The organism is Streptomyces sp. NPDC093149, assembly GCF_044754145.1.
Lineage (GTDB): Bacteria > Actinomycetota > Actinomycetes > Streptomycetales > Streptomycetaceae > Streptomyces.
Window position 1 is genome coordinate 46,450 of sequence record NZ_JBIVON010000011.1, and the last position, 17,057, is coordinate 63,506.

A 17,057-nucleotide genomic window follows, 5' to 3' on the forward strand; every position below is an offset into this window, starting at 1 on the left:
CACGGTGTCCGACCGGCAGGCCGTTGTCCATCCTTCGGGACCTGTACCGGGGTGTTCCCGGCAGGCCCCGGACCCTCCCGTCGCTTCCCGGGAAGGCCCCCCGGTTCTCAGGTCCGGGTGCCCTGGTCACTCACGAGCGTGCCGATCTTCTCACCCTTGACCGCACGGGCGATATTGCCCGTCGCGGTCAGCTCGAACACGAGGATCGGCAGCTGGTTGTCGCGGCAGAGCGTGATGGCGGTGGCGTCGGCGATCTTGAGATCGCGGGCGAGCACCTCGCTGTACTCGAGCGCGTCGAACTTCACCGCGTCGGGGTTGGTCTTCGGGTCGGAGTCGTAGACCCCGTCCACCCCGTTCTTGCCCATCAGCAGCCCCTGGGCGTCGATCTCCAGGGCGCGCTGGGCGGCAGTGGTGTCGGTGGAGAAGTACGGCATCCCCATACCGGCACCGAAGATGACGACGCGGCCCTTCTCCAGGTGGCGCACGGCGCGCAGCGGGATGTACGGCTCCGCGACCTGCCCCATGGTGATGGCGGTCTGGACGCGTGAGTCGATGCCTTCCTTCTCCAGGAAGTCCTGGAGAGCCAGGCAGTTCATGACCGTGCCGAGCATGCCCATGTAGTCGGACCGGGCCCGGTCCATGCCGCGCTGCTGGAGCTCGGCACCGCGGAAGAAGTTGCCGCCGCCGATGACGACCGCGATTTCCGCACCGTCGCGGACGACTGCCGCGATTTCCCGGGCGATGGCGTGCACGACGTCGGGGTCGACACCGAGACCCCCGCCGCCGGCGAACGCCTCTCCGGACAGCTTCAGCATGAAGCGTCCGGGCACCTTGCCGTCGTCGCGCTTGTGGTCACCTTTTGCGGCGTCCGCGCCCTTGTTCATGGAGATTCTCCTCGTGCACATACGAAGAAGGCCATTGCCGGTGGGTCTGGTGTTCCCCTGCGGCAATGGCCTCCTCGTCAGATCTGCGGTCGTACGGCATGTGTGCGGCCGACGACTGCACTAGACCCTATCGGGGTCCACCGTTGTTCGCGGACGGACTCAGATGCCGACCTTGATGCGCGAGAAGCGCTTCAGGGTGACACCGGCCTCGTCCAGAACCTTCTGGACGGACTTCTTGTTGTCCTTGGCGAACGCCTGCTCCAGGACGACGACCTCCTTGAAGAAGCCGTTGACGCGACCTTCGACGATCTTCGGAAGGGCGGCCTCGGGCTTGCCCTCCTCGCGAGAGGTGGCCTCGGCGACACGACGCTCGTTCTCGACCGTCTCGGCCGGGACCTCGTCACGGTTGAGGTACTTCGGGGCGAAGGCGGCGATGTGCTGCGCGACGTCCTTGGCGACCTCGGCGTTCTCCTTGTCGAGCTCGACCAGGACACCGACCTGCGGCGGGAGGTCGGGCATCGTGCGGTGCATGTACGCAGCCACGTAACCACCGGTGAACTGCGCGAAGCGGTCCAGAACGATCTTCTCACCGAGGTTGGCGTTGGCCTCGTCGACGTACGCCTGGACGGTCTTGCCGGCCTCGATCTCGGAGGCGAGCAGCGCGGCCAGGTCGGCCGGCGAGGTCGCGGCGACGTGGGCGGCGAGCGTGTTGGCGACGGTCTGGAACTTCTCGCCCTTGGCGACGAAGTCCGTCTCGCACTTCAGCTCGAGCAGAACGCCGGAGGTCTTGTCCTCGGAGATGAGGGAGACGACGGCACCGTTCTCGGCAGAACGGCCCTCGCGCTTGGCGACGCCCTTCTGACCCTTGATACGGAGCTCCTCGACGGCCTTGTCGACGTTGCCGTCGGCCTCGTCGAGCGCCTTCTTGCAGTCCATCATGCCGGCGCCGGTCAGCTCGCGGAGCTTCTTGACGTCAGCGGCGGTGTAGTTCGCCATGAGTCTGTGTTTCTCTCTCGAAGTCTGAAAGATCTACGGGTGAACGGCGGGGGCGGTGCTTGTGGCACCGGCCCCCGCCGTCATCAGCCGTGACGGAGGTCAGGCCTGCTCGGCGTCCGCGGCCGGGGCCTCGGCAGCGGCCTCGGCCGGCTTCTCGGCGTCCGCGGCCTTCTCGGTCTCGGCGGAGGACTGCACCTCGGCGTCGGCCTTCTTGTCGCCCTCGAGCAGGTCGCGCTCCCACTCGGCGAGCGGCTCACCGGCGGCCTTCTCGCCCGGCTTCGAGTCACCGGTGGCGGCACCGGAACGGGCGATGAGGCCCTCGGCGACAGCGTCGGCGATCACGCGGGTGAGCAGGGTGACGGAGCGGATCGCGTCGTCGTTGCCCGGAATCTTGTAGTCGACCTCGTCGGGGTCGCAGTTGGTGTCGAGGATCGCGACGACCGGGATGTGGAGCTTGCGCGCCTCACCGACGGCGATGTGCTCCTTCTTGGTGTCGACGATCCAGACGGCGCTCGGCACCTTCTGCATCTCGCGGATACCACCGAGGGTCTTCTCCAGCTTGGCCTTCTCGCGGGAGAGGACCAGGAGCTCCTTCTTGGTGAGGCCGGAGGCGGCCACGTCCTCGAAGTCGATGAGCTCGAGCTCCTTCAGACGCTGAAGGCGCTTGTAGACGGTGGAGAAGTTGGTGAGCATGCCACCGAGCCAACGCTGGTTGACGTACGGCATGCCGACGCGCGTCGCCTGCTCGGCGATGGCCTCCTGGGCCTGCTTCTTGGTACCGACGAACATGATGGAGCCGCCGTGGGCGACGGTCTCCTTGACGAACTCGTAGGCGCGGTCGATGTACGACAGCGACTGGAGCAGGTCGATGATGTAGATGCCGTTGCGCTCGGTGAAGATGAAGCGCTTCATCTTCGGGTTCCAGCGACGGGTCTGGTGACCGAAGTGGACGCCGCTTTCCAGCAGCTCCCGCATCGTGACGACGGCCATGGCCGTACTCCTTGAGGTGCTCGGTTGTCGCGACCGCAGGATTGCTGTCGCGCCTGACGCCCCGACGCGCCGTGCCACGAGGGACCGAGGAGCGCGGCCACCGTCCGCAGAGAGGGAGGTGGCGGGGCGTGCGAAGTCGACCCGGTGACCCGGATCGCCATAGGAAGTGTACGGGACGGGTCGGGTGCCGGGTGACGGCGCTGTCCACAACCGGTCGGTAGTCCACAGATCCGGTTCATGATCCCCGCGATTCCGTGCGGCGCGGGACGGTTCTGCCATGCGATGCACAACCGATCCGACCGTGCCCCGCCTCGGGCACGGACTGCGCTCCTGTGCGGCCGCGGCGGCCGCGCTCGTGGTGGTCGCCCTGCTCGCGGTGCTGTGCGGCACGCGGGTCGTGGCAGCCGAAGCGCCTCCACCGACGCCGGCTCCCTCACCCGCGCCCGTACCCGTACCGGTGCCCCGGCCGGACGGTGCGCGGTCGTGGCCGCTCGCCGGGCGACCGGCGGTCGTTCGGGGGTGGGAGCCGCCCGTCGGCACCTATGGGCGGGGCCACCGCGGGGTCGATCTCGCCGCGGGGCCGGGCACGCAGGTGCTCGCCGCGGCCTCGGGCCGGGTCTCCTTCGCAGGACGTGTGGCGGGGCGCGGGGTGGTCGCGGTCGAAGTGGCCGGGACCGGCGATCCACCGCTGCGGACCACGTACGAGCCGGTACGCGCGCTGGTCGCGAAGGACGAGCGGGTGACGGCGGGGCAGGTCGTGGCGATCGTGGAGCCGGGCCCCTTCCACTGCACATCGGGCTGTCTGCACTGGGGGCTGCTGCGCGGTGAGACCTATCTGGATCCGCTCTCGCTGCTGCCGCCCGCGCTGCTGCGGCGGGGGCCGTCCCGGCTGCTGCCGGTGTTCGGCGTACCGGAGCCCCGGCCCTCCACCGACGGGGCCGGGAACGGACTCGCCGTCTCCGGCGCTCTGCCCGTCGTCGCCGCGGCAGGGCGCCGACGTCAGTCCCGCACGCCTCGCACGCCTCGCAGGATCATGGCCACGGCGGTGTCCGCGATCACGGCCGGCCCCTCCGCCACGCCGAGTTCGATACGCCGGACCGCGGCGTCCACCGAGCCCTGCAGCAGCATCGCCGCCAGCCTCGGCTGTTCATGGCCGAGATCGCCGAGCGCCTCGACGATCATGGCGATCAGCCCGCCGTGTGCGGCCCTGATCTTCTCGCGTGCGCCCGCGTCCAGTTCGCTCGCCGAGATCGCGACGACCGCTCGATGGCGGCGGTCCCCGACGAGGTCCAGCTGTCGGCGCACATAGGCCTCGATCTTGCCCTCGGGCGTGGTGGCCTGCTCCATCGCGCTCTCGACCTCGGCCGCCCAGACGGGGAAGTCGACGGCACAGAGCTCTTCGACGACGGCCGCCCGGGAGCGGAAGTACTCGTAGACGGAGGACCGGGCGAGGCCCGTGCGTTCGGCAAGGGCGGGGAAGGTCAACGCCTCCGTACCACCCTCGGACAGCAGGGAGCGGGCGGCGTCCAGGAGGGCGCCGCGCTGCATGGTCCGGTGCTCGGCCACCGAGGCCGCTCGAATCCTGGGCACGCGTCCACTCTACGGCGACCCGTGTTCGCGAGGGGGCGTACGGCTCCGATCGATGGCCGAAGCGGACCGCGCCCGCGTCGGGCGCCCGCGGTCTCAGCGCCCCGCGTCGGCCAGTTTCGCACGCAGTTGCAGCACCGATTTGGTGTGGATCTGACTCACGCGGCTCTCGGTGACTCCGAGGACGTTGCCGATCTCGGCGAGAGTGAGGCCCTCGTAGTAGTAGAGCGTGACGACCGTCTTCTCGCGTTCCGGAAGCGTGTTGATCGCTCGGGCGAGCAGCCGCCTGAGCTCACGGTCCTCGGCGACCTCCACCGGATCGTCGGCGGCGGTGTCCTCCAGCGTGTCCATCAGGCTCAGCCGGTCGCCGCCCTCGCCGCCGACGTGCAGCAGTTCCTCCAGCGCCACCACGTTCGCCAGCGACAACTGGCTGAAAACCGCGTGCAGTTCCTCCAGCGCGATGCCCATCTCCGCAGCCACCTCCGGCTCGGAAGGGGTGCGCCGCAGCTGGGCCTCCAGCGTGGCGTAGGCGCGCTCCACCGCCCGCGCCTTCTGGCGCACCGAGCGCGGGATCCAGTCCAGCGCACGGAGTTCGTCGATCATCGCGCCCCGGATACGGGTGATCGCGTACGTCTCGAACTTGATCGCGCGCTCGATGTCGAACTTCTCGATCGCGTCGATCAGTCCGAACACCCCCGAGGAGACGAAGTCCGCCTGCTCGACGTTGGAGGGCAGGCCCACGCTCACCCGGCCCGCGACGTACTTCACCAACGGCGAGTAGTGCAGGATCAACTGCTCCCGCAGCCGCTCGTCGCCCGTGGACTTGTATGAACGCCACAACTCGTCGAGCGAGGAGGGGGCGGCGGGGCGCACAGTGCCACGCGCAGCCGCTGGTACTGCCGCGCGGTCAGACCCGGAGGTGTGCTGGGGCATGTGGTGCCTTGAGCCGTTCTGCCGTGAAGTGCTGGAGGACTTGTGTGTGAGTCGGAATCCTTGTGAGCGTAGCGTGACTGAGGCGTTGCGGTCCGCGCAGGACGGCGGATCGGCGGTGTGCGATCCCGGCCGGTCGGACATGACTGGGGTCCGGGACCGCCGCCTCGCGCGTCGGCCCCGGAGGCGTCGCTGAAGGATCCGCCGAGGTCATCGGCATCACCTTTTCACCCGAATGCTCCAGGTCAAGTACCGCCTCGCCGCGCGTCGCCATTGCATGTCGGTCGCGGCGTCAACCGCCATCCGTCGCCATCGCGTTCGACGAACCCCAGTGAGTGCAGTTCGTACAGCCTGCCGAGCGCTTCGTCGGCGCCGGTTCCCGCGGCGCGGGCCACGTCCCGCCCGCCGGCGGTGCCGCGGGACGGCAGCGCGTCGAGGACCCTGGCGGAGACCGCGTCCAGCAGGTCCCTGGGGTGGACGGGGCCGTGTCTGGGCGGGGCCAACTCACCGATGTCACCCACCAGCTCGGCGACTTCCGCGGCATCCGTCACCAGGACGCCCTCCCCCCGGAGGAGCTCATGCACCCCTGCCGACAGACCGCTGGTGGCAGGGCCCGGCACCCCCATGGTGAACCGGCCGAGCCGCTGCGCGCAGCGCGCGGTGACCAGAGAACCGCTCCGGTACTGGGCCTCGACCACGACCGTCCCGCGCGTCAACGCGGCGATGACCCGGTTCCGAAGAACGAATCTACTGCGGGTCGGATGATCGGATGGTGGCAATTCACCGATGACGAGACCCTGTTCCGCCATCCGCCCGATCAGCTCGGCGTGTCCCCGCGGATAGGCGACGTCCACCCCGCAGGCGAGGACCGCCATCGTCGCCCCTCCGACCGCGAGCGCCCCACGATGCGCGGCCCCGTCCACCCCGAACGCCGCCCCCGACACGACGACCCACCCCAGCTCGGCGAGCCCGGAACCGAGACTCGCCGCCATGTGCGAGCCGTACGGTGTGCAGGCGCGGGCGCCGACCACGGCGACCGAGCGCAGCGCCCAGAGCCGCAGATCACGCGGCCCCCGCACCCAGAGGCCGATCGGCCTGCCGTCCCCCAGGTCGTCGAGCTGACTGGGCCATTCCAGCTCGCCGGGACAGACGAACCGACCGCCGAGCGCGGCGACCGTCGCCAGGTCCCGTTCGGGATCGACGTTCTCGGCCCGCAACCGGTATCCGTCGAGACGTTTCGGCGTCATCCTGCTCAGTTGCTCCGCGGTCCCGTCCCGGGTGGTGATCCGCCGCATCAGTTCGACGGCGCCGCACTCGCGCAGCCAGCGTCCGCCCCGCTCGTCCCCCGGTTCCATGACGCGGGTCAGTGCGGCCCGTGCCACCCGTTCCCGATCGCTCACCGCCGCTCCCGGCTGGCTCGGGGGCCCCGGCACCGTGCCATGCTCCGAGCGCCGCCCAGGAAGGTCTCCCGGCTCCCGCTCCCTGCCGCTGTCTGCGCGGGGCGTCATGACACCCCGGCCTTCGCCTCCGCGCCCCGTGGAATCCCGGTCCGCAGTTCCAGTGCCAACGCGATGTCGGAGGCTTCCGGACGGTCGGCACCGCGCAGATCGGCGACCGTCCACGCGACCCTGAGCACCCGGTCCAGGCCGCGCGCGGTGAGCAGGCCCCGCTCCATGTCCCGCTCGGCCTCCATGAGTGCGCCCGGTGCCGCGGCCAGCCTGGTGCGCAGCTCATGGCCGGGCACCTCGCCGTTGGTCGTCCACGCGGTGCCGGCCAGCCGGTCCGCGGCCCGCGCCCTGGCCTCCCGGACCCGGGCCGCCACCGTGGCCGTCGACTCCCCCCTGCCGCCCTGCCCCATCAGGTCACGACGTCCGACCGGGGCGACGCCCACCCGGAGATCCACCCGGTCGAGCAACGGCCCGGAGAGCCTCGCCTGGTAACGCCTGACCGTCGAGGGCGGGCAATCGCAACCGGCGCCGCTGAGGGTGTGCCGTCCGCACGGGCAGGGATTGGCGGCGAGGACCATCAGGAACCTGGCGGGCAGCCGCACCACCCCGGCGCTGCGGGCCACCACCACGTGCCCCGACTCCAGCGGCTGGCGCAGCGCGTCGAGCGCCCGCACGGAGAACTCCGGCGCCTCGTCCAGAAAGAGAATCCCCCGGTGTGCCAGCGAGACCGCACCGGGTCGCGGCAGCCCGTTGCCCCCGCCGACCAGGGACTGCATCGTCGCCGAGTGGTGCGGTGCGCAGTACGGCGCCCGGGTGACCAGCGGTTCCCCGGGCGGCAGGATGCCCGCCACCGAGTGCACCGCGGTGACCTCCAGCGACTCCTTCCTGGTCAGCGTCGGCAGGATCGCCGACAACCGCTCGGCCAGCATGGTCTTGCCGGCGCCCGGCGGTCCGGAGAGCAACAGGTGGTGACCGCCCGCCGCGGCGACCTCCAGTGCCTTGCGCGGCCGCTCCTGCCCCGCCACGTCCGCCAGGTCCGGCGGGCCGCCGGCACCGGGTCCGGCCCCCCGGGCGAGCCCGGTGCCCATACCCGCACCGGGCACCATCAGCCCGGCCAGCATGGCGTCGGGCCGCCCCTCGTCGCAGGACACCCCTTCGTCCGGCACCGGCTCGTCGCAGAGGACCGCGATCAGTTGTCGCAGGCTCCGCACCCCGAGCACCGAGACCCCGGGCACCAGTGCCGCCTCCTCCGCGGTCTGCTCGGCCACGACGACCTGGCGGTACCCGGCCTCCGCCGCGGCGAGCACGGCGGGCAGCACGCCGCGCACCGGCCGCACCCGGCCGTCGAGCCCGAGCTCACCGATCATCACCACATCGGCGATGGCCGCCGGATCGATCCGCTCGGCGGCACCCAGCACCGCGCAGGCGACCGCGAGATCGAAACCGGAGCCGCTCTTCGGCACGGAGGCGGGCGACAGCCCCACCGTGAGCTTCTTCTGCGGCCATTCGGCCCCGGAGTTCACGACCGCGGCCCTGACCCGGTCCCGGCTCTCCACCAGACTCTTGTCCGGCAGCCCCACCAGGGTGAACGCGGCCACCCCCGCCTCCAGGTCCGCCTGGACCTCCACCACCACGCCCTCGACGCCGACGAGCGCCACCGAACACGCCCGCGCGAACCCCATCAGGCCACCCCGCGCGCGTGCTCGGCGACGGGCGCCCCTCGCCTGGGCAGCAGCACGCCGACCAGATCGATCCGCACCCCGCCGGGTGGCGGGCCGCCGTGTCCGTGGAGCCAGATCCCAGCCAGCCTGCGCAGCCGCTCCGCCTTGACCGGTGTGACGGCCGCCATCGGATGCTCGAAGGCACCCGCCCTCCGGGTCTTCACCTCGCAGACCACGAGTGTGTCGCCGTCCATCGCGACGATGTCGATCTCACCGGCGCGACAGCGCCAGTTCCGTTCCAGTACGGACAGGCCCGCGTCCGTCAGCAGCCGCGCCGCCAGATCCTCGCCGTACCGCCCGAGTGCCCCCCGTGCGTTCATATCGGCACCACCTCCGGGACCGACTCTGGCGTGTTCGGTCCCGGCTGGTGGATCTTGGTGGACAAGTCCGCGATTGTGGACAACCGCGCCACCCGGAAGTGGGAATCACCCCACCGGAATGCGGGGCTCAGCCGCCCGGAAGTTCGAGATCGCTCTTGTTGAGCTCCTCGATGTTGACGTCCTTGAACGTCAATACCCGTACCTGCTTGACGAAGCGTGCGGGCCGGTACATGTCCCAGACCCAGGCGTCCGCCATGGATACTTCGAAGAACACCTCGCCCTGAACCGAGTGCACCTGCATCTCGTAGTCGTTGGTGAGGTAGAAGCGCCGTTCGGTCTCGATCACGTATTTGAACAGACCGACGACATCTCGGTACTCCCGGTAGAGCTTCAGCTCCATCTCGGTCTCGTACTTTTCGAGGTCCTCGGCGCTCATTGGCATGTTCCCCTTCAGCCGTGCGTGCCCCCATTGTGCGCCAGACCCGGGCACCCCCGGGCGCTTAGGCGATTTCGGGGGCCAGAACCATTGGCGTACGCGGAGGCCCCTCGGCGAGCAGCGTGCGCAGCAGCTCGGCGAGCCTGGTCGGGTACACCGTCTCACGCGCCGCCGACAGTTCGGCGGAGGTCCACCACCTCAGACCCGCGACGCTGCGCTGCTCCAGCCCGGTCAGCCCGCGCGTGTCGGTGGCGGTCTGCGTCGTACGTGCCAGGTAGTACCACTCGTCCTGGTCCCAGCGGCGGCCGTCGAACGGGAACGAGCACATCCGTTGCCAGAGCAGCGGGCCCAGCTCGACGTCGGTGATCCCGGTTTCCTCGGCGAGTTCGCGCAGCGCGGCCTGTTCCCGGGTCTCGTCGCCCTCCAGGCCGCCCCCGGGGGTGAACCACCAGGTGCTTGCAGGGTCCTCCGGTTCGAACCCGTGCATCAGAAGAATGCGGTCGTCGGGGTCCAGCAGCACCACACGGGCGACTTTCCGTTTCTCAGTGCGCACCGGCGGTCACCCGTTCACTCTTCTTCCGTGCCGACCGCGCGGACCACGCCTTGAGCGGACCGTACGCCGCTCCGCCGAGGATGAGCACCGCACCCACCGCCACGGCACCGAGCTGCAGCCGCAGCGGTCCGGGCGACGACACCCCACCGGGAAGGGAGGCGAAGGCCTGCGGTCGCCCGACCATGCCGCTCAGCGGCCAGGCGACGGCGTCCACCCTGGCCTGCACCGCGCTGCGCGGCACGGATCCCTGTCCCGGGTCGTCCAGATGGACCCGCGAGTCCAGCGAAGCGCTGCGTTCGTCCCCGAGCAGGAAGAGCTGTCCCTTGGGCACGTCCGCCGTGAAGTCGGTCATCGAGGCGAGGTTCTTCGTGTGCAGATACGGTTCTTCAATGGGTTTGCCGTTGACCTCGAGCCGGCCCTTGTCGCAGCAGGCGATCGTGTCGCCGCCGATTCCCACCACCCGCTTCACCATCGGCATGTCGCCCCAGGTCGGATCGGTGAAGACCACCACGTCGCCGCGGCGCACCTCGCTGCCGTCGATCCGCTCCGCGAGCACCCGGTCGCCGGCGTGCACCGTCGGTGTCATCGACTCGGTCGGCACGGTGTACGGCTTGTACACCACGGCCGCCCAGGCGAAGCCGCCGAGGAAGAGCACACAGCCGACGGCCACGGCCAGCCCCGACAGCCTGCTGCCGAGCCGACCGTGGCCGTCACCCGTACGTCCTGTTCCACTCATCCCAGCGTCCCCCACCTCGGAGATCGACAATCGCTGATCCGAGTCGGCACCCTACCCGGCGGTACGTCCGCTGGTCAGCCTCTTGCGACGCCACATCACGAGGGGCACCGCACCGGCTACACCGAGTGCTCCGGGGGCCAGACCCATCGCCGCGTTGATCCCCGGCTGGTCGAAGGTCTTCGGGACCGGCAGGGTCGCCCAGCGGTTGATCGGCCACGCCACGACGATGGCCCGGCCGACGACCTCCTTGTTGGAGACCGTGCCGCCGCCCGGCAGCCCCTGGTGGTAGCGGGAGTCGAGGGAGTTCTGCCGGTGGTCGCCCATCACCCAGATGCGCCCCTCGGGCACATTGATCGGCCCGAACGGCTCGTCATTGCAGGGCGTGTTCCCCGGGAAGATGAACGACTTGTCGTCCAGCGCCTTGCCGTTGACCACGACCGGGCCGTCCTTCTTGCACTCCACCGTGTCGCCACCGACCGCGATGACCCGCTTGATCAGGTCCTTCTCCTCGGCGGACGGCATCAGTCCGATGAAGCTGAGGAACTTCTGCACCACATTCGGATTGCTCGTCTGGGTGGTCTCCAGCCAGCCGCCCGGGTCGTGGAAGACCACGACCTCGCCGCGCTTGGGCTCCGCGCCGAACCACGGTGTCAGCTTGTCGACCAGCACCCGGTCGCCCCGCTGCAGGGTGTTCTGCATCGAGTCCGAGGGGATCGAGAACGCCTGCACCAGAAACGTCTTGATCAGCAGCGCGAGCACCAGCGCGATACCGATGAGCAGGGGCAGCTCCTTCCAGAAGGAGCGCGGCTTCTTCAGAGCCGAATCACCGCTGCCCGGGGAGTCGCCGTCACTCCCCGCGCCGTCCGCCGCCGTTCCGGCGGACTCGACATTCTCCGGATTGCCCGGCCGGTCCTCGGGTTCCCCGTGTCCGGATCGCGCGCCGACCGCCAAATCCCCCACATCCACTCCTTACTCCGTGCCACCGCCCGCGCCCTAGCCGGTGCAGGCCCACCACTCCCATAACGAGCGGGAGTTCCGCAGGGGTCGGGAGAGGGATCATTCCATCGGGATCCTTGGACGACACACTATTCGACGGGCCCGAGCCAGCGGCCGTCCCGGCGCGCGCGTCAGGGACCGAGTCGAATGTCGCCGGTTCCTCCAGTTTTCGCCAGTGGCCGAACGGCCAGGCGATGACCACGGCCCGCCCCACGACCTCGTCCTCGGAGACCGTGCCGTGCTCGGGCTCGTCCAGGTGATAGCGCGAATCGGCCGAATTGGACCGGTGGTCGCCCATCACGAAGATCCGTCCAGCCGGAACCTTTACCTCGAATTTGATGAGGGAGGGCGGATTGCCGGGGTGCAGATACGGCTCGTCGAGCGGCACGCCGTTGACGGTGATCCGGCCGTCCTTGTCACAGCACTTCACCGTGTCGCCGCCGACCGCGACCACCCGCTTGATCAGATCCTGCTCGTCGTCGGAGGGCAGCAGCCCGATGAACGTCAGCGCTTCCTTCACCTGCTTGACGACGACGGGCGAGTCCTTCTTGCCGGCGTTCTCCTGGTTCAGCCAGTTCCCCGGGTCCTTGAAGACGACGACGTCGCCGCGCTCGGGCCTGGACCCGAACCAGGGCGTCAGCTTGTCCACGAGCACCCGGTCGCCGATCCGGATGGTCTGTTCCATCGATCCCGACGGGATCACGAACGCCTGCACCAGGAAGGTTTTGAGCACGAGCGCGATCAGCAGCGCGACGACGATGAGCAGCGGGATCTCCCGCACGGCCGAGCCGCGCCGCCGCCGTCTGACCTTGCGTGCCAGCCTGCGCCGCTCCGCCCTGGTCGGCAGTGAGCGGGCGGCCGTCGGCCCGGTGCCGGCCGACAGCGGTATCTCCGGGTCGGCCCCGCCGTCCCGCCGCCCGCGGCTACCCATGGGCCCGGCCCGGCGCCCGCACCCCGGCGAAGGCGGCGCTGTCCGGCAGCGGGCCCAGCCGGCGCAGCGGCCAGCCGATCCAGTCCACCCGGCCGATCACCCGGTCCACCGGAACCATGCCGCCGCCCGGTTCTCCCAGGTGGTCGCGCGAGTCGCGGGAATTGCTGCGGTGGTCGCCCATCATCCACAGCGTGCCGTCGGGGACGACGATGTCGAAGCGCACCCGGGACGGCACGTCTCCCGGATACAGGTAGTCCTCGTCGACGGGACGGCCGTTCACCTCGATCCTCCCGCGCCTGTCACAGCAGACCACCCGGTCGCCGCCCACACCCACCACCCGCTTCACGTAGTCGGTCTCGGCGGGCCTCACCAGGCCGAGGGACGCTGCCGCGCCGTGCAGCAGTCCGGTGACGGGATTCACCCGCGGCGCCTCCTGCACGAAGGAGCCGGTGCCGTCGAAGACCACCACGTCGCCGCGCTGCGGCACGGAGCCGAAACGGTACGCCAATTTGTTCACCAGCACCCTGTCCCCCACCCGCAGCGTCGACTCCATCGAGCCGCTGGGAATCAGGAAGGGCTGCACCACGAAGGCGCTGAGCAGCAGTACGAAGACCGCGCAGGCCGCGCCGAGCGCGGCGGTCCGCCGCCACGACAGCGAGGCGGTCAACCGGTCCGGGATACGCGAGAAGCGCGACCCCTCCTCCGACCCTGTTGCGGGTGCGGAGGAGCGGTCGCGCTCCGAGGGCTTGGCTTCCGTGTCCATCGGGGCCAGAGCTTATCCGGCTGTCCTGTGGACCTGGGAGTCACGGCCTCGCCCACGATCGTCAGCGGCGTCCACTGCCCATGGTGGGCGAGGCCGTCAGCTCAGTTGTCGCGCTTCTCCTTGATCTTCGCGGCCTTGCCGCGCAGCTCACGGAGGTAGTACAGCTTGGCGCGACGGACGTCACCGCGGGTGACGAGCTCGATCTTCTCGAAGATCGGGCTGTGCACCGGGAAGGTGCGCTCCACGCCGACGCTGAAGGAGACCTTGCGGACCGTGAAGGTCTCGCTGACGCCGGCGCCCTGGCGACGGATGACCACGCCCTTGAACTGCTGGATACGGGAGCGGTTGCCCTCGATCACTCGCACGTGGACGTTGACGGTGTCACCGGGGCGGAACGCCGGGACGTCGGTACGCAGCGATGCGGCGTTGACGTCGTCGAGCAGGGAAGCCATGTTGTCTGCTTTCTTCGCCGATGCCACAGGTCATCGACGGGAGATAGTGAGGAGCTGGAGGCGCTGATCGCGCCGGACGGGCGTCGGGACCGTTCCCCATGTGCATGGAGAACACAGCGGTCGCTTCCCCCTGTGGCAGGGGCGCACGTCGGACGTACAGCAGCGGCCTATTCTTCCACGGCCTCGGGCCTGCGCCAAAATCGGCCCCCGGGCTCAGGTGACCAGCCGAGGATGGAGAGGATCTCGCGGTCCTTCTTGTCGAAGCCGCTCGCCTCGCAGCGTTCGATGAGATCGGGCCGGTTGAGTGCCGTACGACGGAACGCCTCGTCCCGCCGCCAGCGTGCGATCTTCCCGTGGTGACCGCTGAGCAGGACGTCCGGGATGCCCCGGCCGCGCCACTCGGGCGGCTTGGTGTAGACGGGCCCCTCCAGGAGATTGGCCATCTCGCCGGGGGCGAAGGAGTCGTCCCGGTGCGACTCGGCGTTCCCGAGCACGCCGGGCAGCAGCCGGGCCACGGCTTCGGTGATCACCAGCACCGCGGCTTCCCCGCCGGCGAGCACGTAGTCACCGATGGAGACCTCGACGACCGGCATCCGGGTCGCGTACTCGTCCATCACCCGGCGGTCGATGCCCTCGTAGCGAGCCGGAGTGAAGACCAGCCACGGCCGTTCGGAGAGTTCGACGGCGAGTTCCTGGGTGAACGGACGGCCGCTGGGCGTGGGGACCACGAGCACCGGGGAGTGCGCACCGGCCTCGTACCCGCCCGCCAGGGCGTCGTCCAGCGCCTCGCCCCACGGCTCGGTCTTCATGACCATGCCGGGGCCGCCGCCGTACGGGGTGTCGTCGACCGTGTTGTGCCGGTCGTACGTCCAGTCCCGCAGATCGTGGACGTGCACATCGAGGCGCCCGCGCGCGCGGGCCTTGCCGACGAGCGAGACGTTCAGCGGTTCCAGGTACTCCGGGAAGATCGTGACGACGTCGAGGCGCATCAGACGTCCTTCCCGGACACGGGCGTCCCGTCCGCGTCGCCCTCTTCGTCGCGCGAGGAGGCGATCACGGCCTGGCTCTCGTCGATCAGTCCGGGCGGCGGGACGATCACCGCACGCTGCTCCGCCAGATCGATCTCGGTGACGATCTCCTCGACGAACGGGATCATCACCTCGCTGCCGTCCGGCCGCTCCACGATGAAGAGGTCCTGGGACGGCAGATGTGTGATCTCGGTGATCCGGCCGATTGCGGTGCCGTCGGCCAGGACCACGTCGAGGTCCATGAGCTGATGGTCGTAGAACTCCTCGGGGTCCTCGGGGAGTTCGGCCGGGTCGACCTCGGCGATCAGAAGTGTGTTGCGCAGGGCCTCGGCAGCCGTACGGTCGCGTACGCCCTCGAACCGGAGCAGCAGCCGTCCGCTGTGCACCCGGCCGGTCTCGATCGTGAGCGGTCCGGCGCCGGCCGGTTCGGTGGCGAGTACGGCTCCGGGCGCGAGCCGCAGCTCGGGCTCGTCCGTACGCACCTCGACGGTGACCTCGCCCTTGATGCCGTGGGCACGGCCGATCCGCGCGACTACCAACTGCACCTTGTGTCTCTCCTGTCATACGACGACGGGCCGGGGCGGGCGCTTGGCCCTCCCCGGCCCGTGCCGGTGTTCAACTCTGTCAGCGAACCTGATCCACATCGACGAGGTCGACGCGGATGCCACGGCCGCCGATGGCGCCCACGACGGTACGCAGTGCGCGCGCGGTGCGGCCGTTGCGGCCGATCACCTTGCCGAGGTCGTCGGGGTGGACCCGGACCTCAAGCACGCGACCACGGCGCAGGTTGCGCGAGGCGACCTGCACTTCGTCGGGGTTGTCGACGATGCCCTTCACGAGGTGCTCGAGAGCCTCCTCGAGCATGCTCAGGCCTCGGTCGACTCGGCGGCCGCAGCCGCGTCAGCAGCCTCGTCCGCCTTCTTGTCGGACTTCTTCGACTTCTGCGTGATGGCCTCGCCCTTGGACTCCTCGCCGCCGTCCTTGGCCAGGGCCTCGAACAGGGCGCGCTTGTCCGCCTTGGGCTCCGGCTGCAGCAGCGGCGCGGGGGCCGGGAGACCCTTGTGGGCCTGCCAGTCACCGGTGAGCTTCAGGATCGCGAGAACCGGCTCGGTCGGCTGGGCGCCGACGGACAGCCAGTACTGCGCACGCTCCGAGTTGACCTCGATGCGCGAGGGGTTCTGCACCGGGTGGTACAGGCCGATCTCCTCGATGGCCCGGCCGTCACGGCGGGTACGGGAGTCGGCGACGACGATGCGGTAGTGAGGCGAACGGATCTTGCCCAGACGCTTCAGCTTGATCTTGACTGCCACGGAAGTGGTGTCTCCTGGTCTATGACGTGGTTGGGCACAACGAAGATGCCACGTGGGGTTGCGGTACTCGGGTGCCCGATGGACGCGTCAGCCGGAGGAGAGAGGGGTCCTGTGCGACTGTCGAGTACAGCTAGCCATTGTGCCACACCGCATCGGGTCACCCCACCGCGACCGCGGCTTCCGGGATACGGAACGGCTTTCCGCAACCGCCGCAGACGATCGGCGCCTGCGCCAGGACCGACGGGACGACCCGCACATTGCGTCCGCAGTCGCAGACGGCCTTGACGCGGACGCCTCCGCCGGAGGAACCGTGCCGGGCGGCCGGCCCGCGGAAGGAACGCTTGGTGTCGGCGGCGGTGGCGACCGTGTGCGCCTTGAGGGCGCGCTGCAGCCGCTCGATCGTCGGCCGGTACCTGCGCTTGGCCTCGGGGTTGAGCGTGACCAGGGAGAAGCCACTGCTGGGGTGGGGCTCCTCCGCATGGTCGAGGCCCAGCTCCTCGGCGATCGCGAGGAATCGACGGTTGTGGTAGCGGCCGGCCCGCGAGGTGTCGCGGACACCTCTCGCGGCGGCGGTGCCGTGGACTGCCTCATGCAGCAGTCGCTCGAAGGAGAGTTCGGCGCCACAGGCGGACGAGGACTCTCCGATCAGGGACTCGGGCGCGGCTAGATCCGGCAGCTCGGGGTGGTACCGCTGAATGTCGGCCCACGCCTGCGCCAGCTCTGCGGCAAGTACAGGTGGTGTCGTGCTCACGTCGTGACAACGAGCGCGAGTGCCCCGGTGTTCCGATTCCGGGCCATCCCAAATAATTTGCACGTACCAGTCAGTTGCCGTTGATGCGTCCTGACGAGGGCGGGTGCGCAGATCTGCGGAGAAGTCTCACAGCTCGCACCAAGCCGGTACGTAGCACCCCGTACGCCCGGACGCGTAGTCGACCGTCGTAGGCCGGGATACCGACACGGCCCGGTGGGCGGGCCG

20 protein-coding genes and 1 pseudogene are annotated in these 17,057 nt (G+C 69.8%); 1 reads left to right on the forward strand and 20 read right to left on the reverse strand.

Annotated elements, in window-relative coordinates:
- Window positions 1-107 precede the first annotated feature (107 nt).
- From pyrH to rpsB, 3 genes are all read right to left on the reverse strand, one after another.
- A complete protein-coding gene (gene pyrH, locus ACIQCZ_RS29080; protein WP_351083131.1) occupies window positions 108-884 on the reverse strand; it encodes a UMP kinase in 777 nt (258 codons plus the stop codon).
- 159 nt (window positions 885-1,043) lie between these two features.
- On the reverse strand, window positions 1,044-1,880 hold the full coding sequence (gene tsf, locus ACIQCZ_RS29085; RefSeq protein ID WP_351083129.1) for a translation elongation factor Ts: 837 nt from the start codon (window positions 1,878-1,880) through the stop codon (window positions 1,044-1,046).
- Window positions 1,881-1,979: 99 nt separating this feature from the next.
- Window positions 1,980-2,870, reverse strand: coding sequence for a 30S ribosomal protein S2 (gene rpsB / locus ACIQCZ_RS29090; protein WP_376216917.1), 891 nt, complete (start codon window positions 2,868-2,870; stop codon window positions 1,980-1,982).
- Between the two features lie 277 nt (window positions 2,871-3,147).
- Between rpsB and ACIQCZ_RS29095 the strand changes: the two are divergent.
- A pseudogene (locus ACIQCZ_RS29095) lies at window positions 3,148-3,789 on the forward strand (peptidoglycan DD-metalloendopeptidase family protein); the annotation flags it as partial.
- Window positions 3,790-3,869: 80 nt separating this feature from the next.
- On the opposite strand, the gene ACIQCZ_RS29100 reads toward ACIQCZ_RS29095, so the two are convergent.
- From ACIQCZ_RS29100 to ACIQCZ_RS29180, 17 genes are all read right to left on the reverse strand, one after another.
- Window positions 3,870-4,436, reverse strand: a complete 567-nt coding sequence (locus tag ACIQCZ_RS29100) for a TetR/AcrR family transcriptional regulator (protein ID WP_402286706.1) — start codon at window positions 4,434-4,436, stop codon at window positions 3,870-3,872.
- Window positions 4,437-4,553: 117 nt separating this feature from the next.
- The gene (gene whiG, locus ACIQCZ_RS29105) at window positions 4,554-5,390 is read right to left on the reverse strand and encodes an RNA polymerase sigma factor WhiG (RefSeq protein WP_402286330.1); all 837 of its coding nucleotides are present in this window, start codon (window positions 5,388-5,390) and stop codon (window positions 4,554-4,556) included.
- A gap of 242 nt (window positions 5,391-5,632) precedes the next feature.
- Entirely contained in the window at window positions 5,633-6,742 is a 1,110-nt protein-coding gene (dprA, locus tag ACIQCZ_RS29110) for a DNA-processing protein DprA (protein WP_402286709.1), read from the reverse strand.
- 149 nt (window positions 6,743-6,891) lie between these two features.
- On the reverse strand, window positions 6,892-8,517 hold the full coding sequence (locus tag ACIQCZ_RS29115) for a YifB family Mg chelatase-like AAA ATPase (RefSeq protein WP_402286332.1): 1,626 nt from the start codon (window positions 8,515-8,517) through the stop codon (window positions 6,892-6,894).
- Window positions 8,517-8,876, reverse strand: coding sequence for a YraN family protein (locus ACIQCZ_RS29120; RefSeq protein ID WP_365691389.1), 360 nt, complete (start codon window positions 8,874-8,876; stop codon window positions 8,517-8,519). The genes ACIQCZ_RS29115 and ACIQCZ_RS29120 overlap by 1 nt, the downstream gene beginning before the upstream one ends.
- Before the next feature lie 127 nt (window positions 8,877-9,003).
- The gene (locus tag ACIQCZ_RS29125) at window positions 9,004-9,312 is read right to left on the reverse strand and encodes a DUF2469 domain-containing protein (RefSeq protein ID WP_003965949.1); all 309 of its coding nucleotides are present in this window, start codon (window positions 9,310-9,312) and stop codon (window positions 9,004-9,006) included.
- Between the two features lie 64 nt (window positions 9,313-9,376).
- Window positions 9,377-9,865, reverse strand: a complete 489-nt coding sequence (locus ACIQCZ_RS29130; protein ID WP_402286333.1) for an NUDIX hydrolase — start codon at window positions 9,863-9,865, stop codon at window positions 9,377-9,379.
- Window positions 9,855-10,601: a signal peptidase I gene (gene lepB, locus ACIQCZ_RS29135; RefSeq protein ID WP_402286334.1), complete on the reverse strand. Its 747-nt coding sequence runs from the start codon at window positions 10,599-10,601 to the stop codon at window positions 9,855-9,857. Before lepB (ACIQCZ_RS29135) ends, ACIQCZ_RS29130 begins: the two co-directional genes overlap by 11 nt.
- A gap of 51 nt (window positions 10,602-10,652) precedes the next feature.
- Window positions 10,653-11,552 carry a signal peptidase I gene (lepB, locus tag ACIQCZ_RS29140; protein ID WP_402286710.1) on the reverse strand — a complete coding sequence of 300 codons (900 nt, stop codon included), beginning with the start codon at window positions 11,550-11,552 and terminating at the stop codon, window positions 10,653-10,655.
- Window positions 11,449-12,528: a signal peptidase I gene (gene lepB / locus ACIQCZ_RS29145; protein ID WP_402286336.1), complete on the reverse strand. Its 1,080-nt coding sequence runs from the start codon at window positions 12,526-12,528 to the stop codon at window positions 11,449-11,451. Before lepB (ACIQCZ_RS29145) ends, lepB (ACIQCZ_RS29140) begins: the two co-directional genes overlap by 104 nt.
- A complete protein-coding gene (gene lepB, locus ACIQCZ_RS29150; RefSeq protein WP_402286338.1) occupies window positions 12,521-13,291 on the reverse strand; it encodes a signal peptidase I in 771 nt (256 codons plus the stop codon). Before lepB (ACIQCZ_RS29150) ends, lepB (ACIQCZ_RS29145) begins: the two co-directional genes overlap by 8 nt.
- 101 nt (window positions 13,292-13,392) lie before the next feature.
- Entirely contained in the window at window positions 13,393-13,743 is a 351-nt protein-coding gene (gene rplS / locus ACIQCZ_RS29155) for a 50S ribosomal protein L19 (protein ID WP_073784884.1), read from the reverse strand.
- Between the two features lie 167 nt (window positions 13,744-13,910).
- Window positions 13,911-14,732: a tRNA (guanosine(37)-N1)-methyltransferase TrmD gene (gene trmD / locus ACIQCZ_RS29160; protein ID WP_351083106.1), complete on the reverse strand. Its 822-nt coding sequence runs from the start codon at window positions 14,730-14,732 to the stop codon at window positions 13,911-13,913.
- Window positions 14,732-15,316: a ribosome maturation factor RimM gene (rimM, locus tag ACIQCZ_RS29165; RefSeq protein ID WP_402286341.1), complete on the reverse strand. Its 585-nt coding sequence runs from the start codon at window positions 15,314-15,316 to the stop codon at window positions 14,732-14,734. Before rimM ends, trmD begins: the two co-directional genes overlap by 1 nt.
- A 79-nt stretch (window positions 15,317-15,395) precedes the next feature.
- Complete coding sequence (locus ACIQCZ_RS29170; protein ID WP_020868149.1) at window positions 15,396-15,635, reverse strand: RNA-binding protein; 240 nt, start codon at window positions 15,633-15,635, stop codon at window positions 15,396-15,398.
- A gap of 2 nt (window positions 15,636-15,637) precedes the next feature.
- Window positions 15,638-16,081 (reverse strand): 30S ribosomal protein S16, encoded by a 444-nt coding sequence (gene rpsP, locus ACIQCZ_RS29175; protein WP_351083101.1) that lies wholly within the window; start codon window positions 16,079-16,081, stop codon window positions 15,638-15,640.
- A 157-nt stretch (window positions 16,082-16,238) separates the two neighbouring features.
- Window positions 16,239-16,832 (reverse strand): hypothetical protein, encoded by a 594-nt coding sequence (locus tag ACIQCZ_RS29180; protein ID WP_402286344.1) that lies wholly within the window; start codon window positions 16,830-16,832, stop codon window positions 16,239-16,241.
- Window positions 16,833-17,057 lie beyond the last annotated feature (225 nt).

Bases quoted from the DNA above. Each gene is read 5' to 3' on its own strand.
- pyrH (WP_351083131.1), bottom strand. From the start codon at position 884: ATGAACAAGGGCGCGGACGCCGCAAAAGGTGACCACAAGCGCGACGAC.
- tsf (WP_351083129.1), bottom strand. From the start codon at position 1,880: ATGGCGAACTACACCGCCGCTGACGTCAAGAAGCTCCGCGAGCTGACC.
- rpsB (WP_376216917.1), bottom strand. From the start codon at position 2,870: ATGGCCGTCGTCACGATGCGGGAGCTGCTGGAAAGCGGCGTCCACTTC.
- whiG (WP_402286330.1), bottom strand. From the start codon at position 5,390: ATGCCCCAGCACACCTCCGGGTCTGACCGCGCGGCAGTACCAGCGGCT.
- dprA (WP_402286709.1), bottom strand. From the start codon at position 6,742: ATGGAACCGGGGGACGAGCGGGGCGGACGCTGGCTGCGCGAGTGCGGC.
- ACIQCZ_RS29115 (WP_402286332.1), bottom strand. From the start codon at position 8,517: ATGGGGTTCGCGCGGGCGTGTTCGGTGGCGCTCGTCGGCGTCGAGGGC.
- ACIQCZ_RS29120 (WP_365691389.1), bottom strand. From the start codon at position 8,876: ATGAACGCACGGGGGGCACTCGGGCGGTACGGCGAGGATCTGGCGGCG.
- ACIQCZ_RS29125 (WP_003965949.1), bottom strand. From the start codon at position 9,312: ATGAGCGCCGAGGACCTCGAAAAGTACGAGACCGAGATGGAGCTGAAG.
- lepB (WP_402286334.1), bottom strand. From the start codon at position 10,601: ATGAGTGGAACAGGACGTACGGGTGACGGCCACGGTCGGCTCGGCAGC.
- lepB (WP_402286336.1), bottom strand. From the start codon at position 12,528: ATGGGTAGCCGCGGGCGGCGGGACGGCGGGGCCGACCCGGAGATACCG.
- lepB (WP_402286338.1), bottom strand. From the start codon at position 13,291: ATGGACACGGAAGCCAAGCCCTCGGAGCGCGACCGCTCCTCCGCACCC.
- rplS (WP_073784884.1), bottom strand. From the start codon at position 13,743: ATGGCTTCCCTGCTCGACGACGTCAACGCCGCATCGCTGCGTACCGAC.
- trmD (WP_351083106.1), bottom strand. From the start codon at position 14,732: ATGCGCCTCGACGTCGTCACGATCTTCCCGGAGTACCTGGAACCGCTG.
- ACIQCZ_RS29170 (WP_020868149.1), bottom strand. From the start codon at position 15,635: ATGCTCGAGGAGGCTCTCGAGCACCTCGTGAAGGGCATCGTCGACAAC.